General features: G+C 47.6%; 4 protein-coding genes. All 4 read right to left on the bottom strand.

Going from position 1 to position 2,584, the window contains the following annotated elements; genetic code table 11:
- Positions 1-8: 8 nt before the first annotated feature.
- A complete protein-coding gene (locus F6K51_RS36010) occupies positions 9-173 on the bottom strand; it encodes a hypothetical protein (protein WP_293030649.1) in 165 nt (54 codons plus the stop codon).
- 277 nt (positions 174-450) lie between these two features.
- Entirely contained in the window at positions 451-735 is a 285-nt protein-coding gene (locus tag F6K51_RS36005; RefSeq protein WP_293030646.1) for a hypothetical protein, read from the bottom strand.
- 98 nt (positions 736-833) lie between these two features.
- Positions 834-1,118 (bottom strand): hypothetical protein, encoded by a 285-nt coding sequence (locus F6K51_RS36000; protein ID WP_293030644.1) that lies wholly within the window; start codon positions 1,116-1,118, stop codon positions 834-836.
- Between the two features lie 98 nt (positions 1,119-1,216).
- On the bottom strand, positions 1,217-1,528 hold the full coding sequence (locus F6K51_RS35995) for a hypothetical protein (RefSeq protein WP_293030642.1): 312 nt from the start codon (positions 1,526-1,528) through the stop codon (positions 1,217-1,219).
- Positions 1,529-2,584 lie beyond the last annotated feature (1,056 nt).

Raw genomic sequence — 2,584 nt, 5'->3', positions numbered from 1 at the left:
TCTTACGTTTACATCTCATTTATAAACGCGCTCATCAATGTTACATTTCGTAATATAACTTTACATGTAGGCATATAATTGTCCTCTGACATCATGTCAGGATAATTACCCTTAATAAAAATCTCCCCCATCTCCCCATCTCCCCATCTCCCCACACTTCCCACCCTCCCCACCCTCCCCGCGCCCGGGCCCCTTAATTATGGGTATTCAACCAGACTTGATATGACGGGGTGACCTGAGGCTTACAAGGGTAGGTTTTTTACAATTAGGGAGAGTCAGAAACAGCGAAAGAGCTAAAACCGTTGAAGGGTAAAGGTTCCAGACGACCAAAAGTTCATGTATGGTGGGCAGTGCTTAATACAGATCACCTTACAAAGCCCGTTGGTAGGCACTGCAAGGGCTGTTGAGTTTGAATCCCTTATGCAGATAAAAGTTCATGCAGTTTCTATGTCAATTTTTGTAGCCTGAAAAATAGCCCGACGCAAGGCCCACGGGAGATTCTCCAAAGTGCTGTCGATACCAATGTTGGACATCACAGAAGGAAACTGTTTCCATGGCAGTTTTAACAAGTTCAGAGGTCAACTGGGTGGTGAGCAGAGGCAGTGTCAAGAGTAAATGCCCCATATGCTTGAGGGATGACCTTTGGGAAAACAGTTTATATTTACCAAAGAGGGACTCGATGATATCACGGATAGGCAAGTAGGGGCTGTTTTGGAGGCAATGCTGTGGTTTCATGGTCAATATAGGCAATTAACGTAGGCGATAAGTCCTCTAACCGTTTCGATCAGGTTAAATCAGCTGTTTGTTTGATAAAGTCTGTTTTCGAGTGTTGGTTAAACCCTTGATGGCTTTTGCTGGTATTGAAGGGTGCGCACTAAGAAAAGCATCTGGTTGAAGGGTTCGAGGGCCTCCTGATAGTCCGACACCCAACCCAATTTTTCCGGAAAGTACCGTCTACCGAGGTCAGCGGTTTGGCAAATTAAGGAACCAACTTCAAAGAAAACTGCCTCTGAAAGACACCCTTTGAGGGCTTCAATAAAGGCTTTCTGGTCAGGAAATGGCTTTTGTTTAAGGGGTTTTAAGGCCCCATTGACCTCAGCAGTTAACTGCTCACTCAAGGTTTTTAAGGCACTCGGATCGCGCGCAGTAGCCGGGATTGACCCTTGAGAAATCCTGCTGCTTCTGATCGGCCAATACGAGGCCCGGCCCACTCCAATCAGGTGTCAATATTGAAGTATCGAGCTTTGGCTCGTTGTGCGGGTGGTCTTAAAAAAGATAATGGACTCTGCTGCAACTGTTGACGGCTGCGGGTACACCGACTGACAAAGCGTTGATAGATTGGATCGAGCTCTAACTCACCTTTGAGTAATCGGGCACTTTGATGGGTGACATCATAGGTCACCGGCACAGAAGGATGAGCTTGATGGTACAACCGAATGCCCTTATAGAGATCACTGCCTTGGTCCCAGACAAGCTGTAAGGGAACCCCGACCTGGTCACCAACCGCTTCGAGGATTGGGTAGATCAAGTCTCCGAAGAGTGCTCTTCATGACCTTTAACGCTAGTAATGACAAGTCCTGATAGCACAATTTCCCAGATGATTGCTCCACGATGTTCTTCCACCGGGCTTGGCTGATTCCTAACACTACTAAGCATTTGTGAGCCCCTAATTCCAGGGTCAGATCGGCAATGCACACGCCAGTCGTGACGGTACTCGCCCCGGACGCTGTAGCAAGTATAGTCCCATCCGCAATACCCATTGCCGAATACTACTATAACTCGGGTTATACTTGACCGATGAACCGACTCAATAGGGCCAAATTTTTCGAGGCTCCCCGGAAACTGCTTAAACTTTCAACCACTTTCGAGATGGCTAAGCTAATCGTCAATGCTCCATAATGGTGGCTGGCTAACAGAGTGCTTTGGGTTTCAACAATCCCAACGGTGGCAGAGCCGCCTACGGACGGGGGGGGACTGCTGTCTGATCAGACAGGGGGCTAACCGATGGGGATGAGCTCTGTTGACGATACGCTCGCACCTCCTTTTCCGCTATCTGGGCTCGTCGAAACCACAGGGCTCGACTTTTCTCGCTTGTCCCGGATCCGGATTTCTTGTGCTCGCAATTTCTGTTGCTTCTCACTCGCTCTTTGCTTCCAACGATCACGGCTTTGCTTAAATAAATTGGCCAGACGCTCAATTGAGCTAAAGTATCCTTGTATCATGGGCAGATCCTGGCAACCTGGTCACACAGATTATGCATGAACTCATACCATCAATCAAGTCCTAGAGTGAACAGCCTAGGCAGTGCCTACCCTAGGATTAATGACAATGGTGCTCATGCATAGAATCTTGTGGTCGTCGGTAGTAATATTGACTAATGTAAAGGAAAATTAACTTAATTTAAACCAATACTGTGAAATCCAATCTATCACTGCCCCATCACAACACCTTCAAAGGGTCCCAGTTACCGACTATAGTCACAGATAGCCTCACGGTTTTGTGGGGGGACTGGCTAAAGTTACGGGTGCGAGCCACCCAAGTCGTTGCTAGTGGGCTAATCTCCCCAGTGATCTACATATTGGCA

The organism is Moorena sp. SIO3I8 (genome assembly GCF_010692325.1).
Taxonomy (GTDB): domain Bacteria; phylum Cyanobacteriota; class Cyanobacteriia; order Cyanobacteriales; family Coleofasciculaceae; genus Moorena.
The sequence above is the reverse complement of the archived record's forward strand: the minus strand, read 5'-3'. Positions and strand labels throughout refer to the sequence as shown.

What these genes read in the sequence shown, in the direction of transcription:
- F6K51_RS36005 (WP_293030646.1), bottom strand. Translation starts at nt 735, where the DNA reads ATGAAACCACAGCATTGCCTCCAAAACAGCCCCTACTTGCCTATCCGT.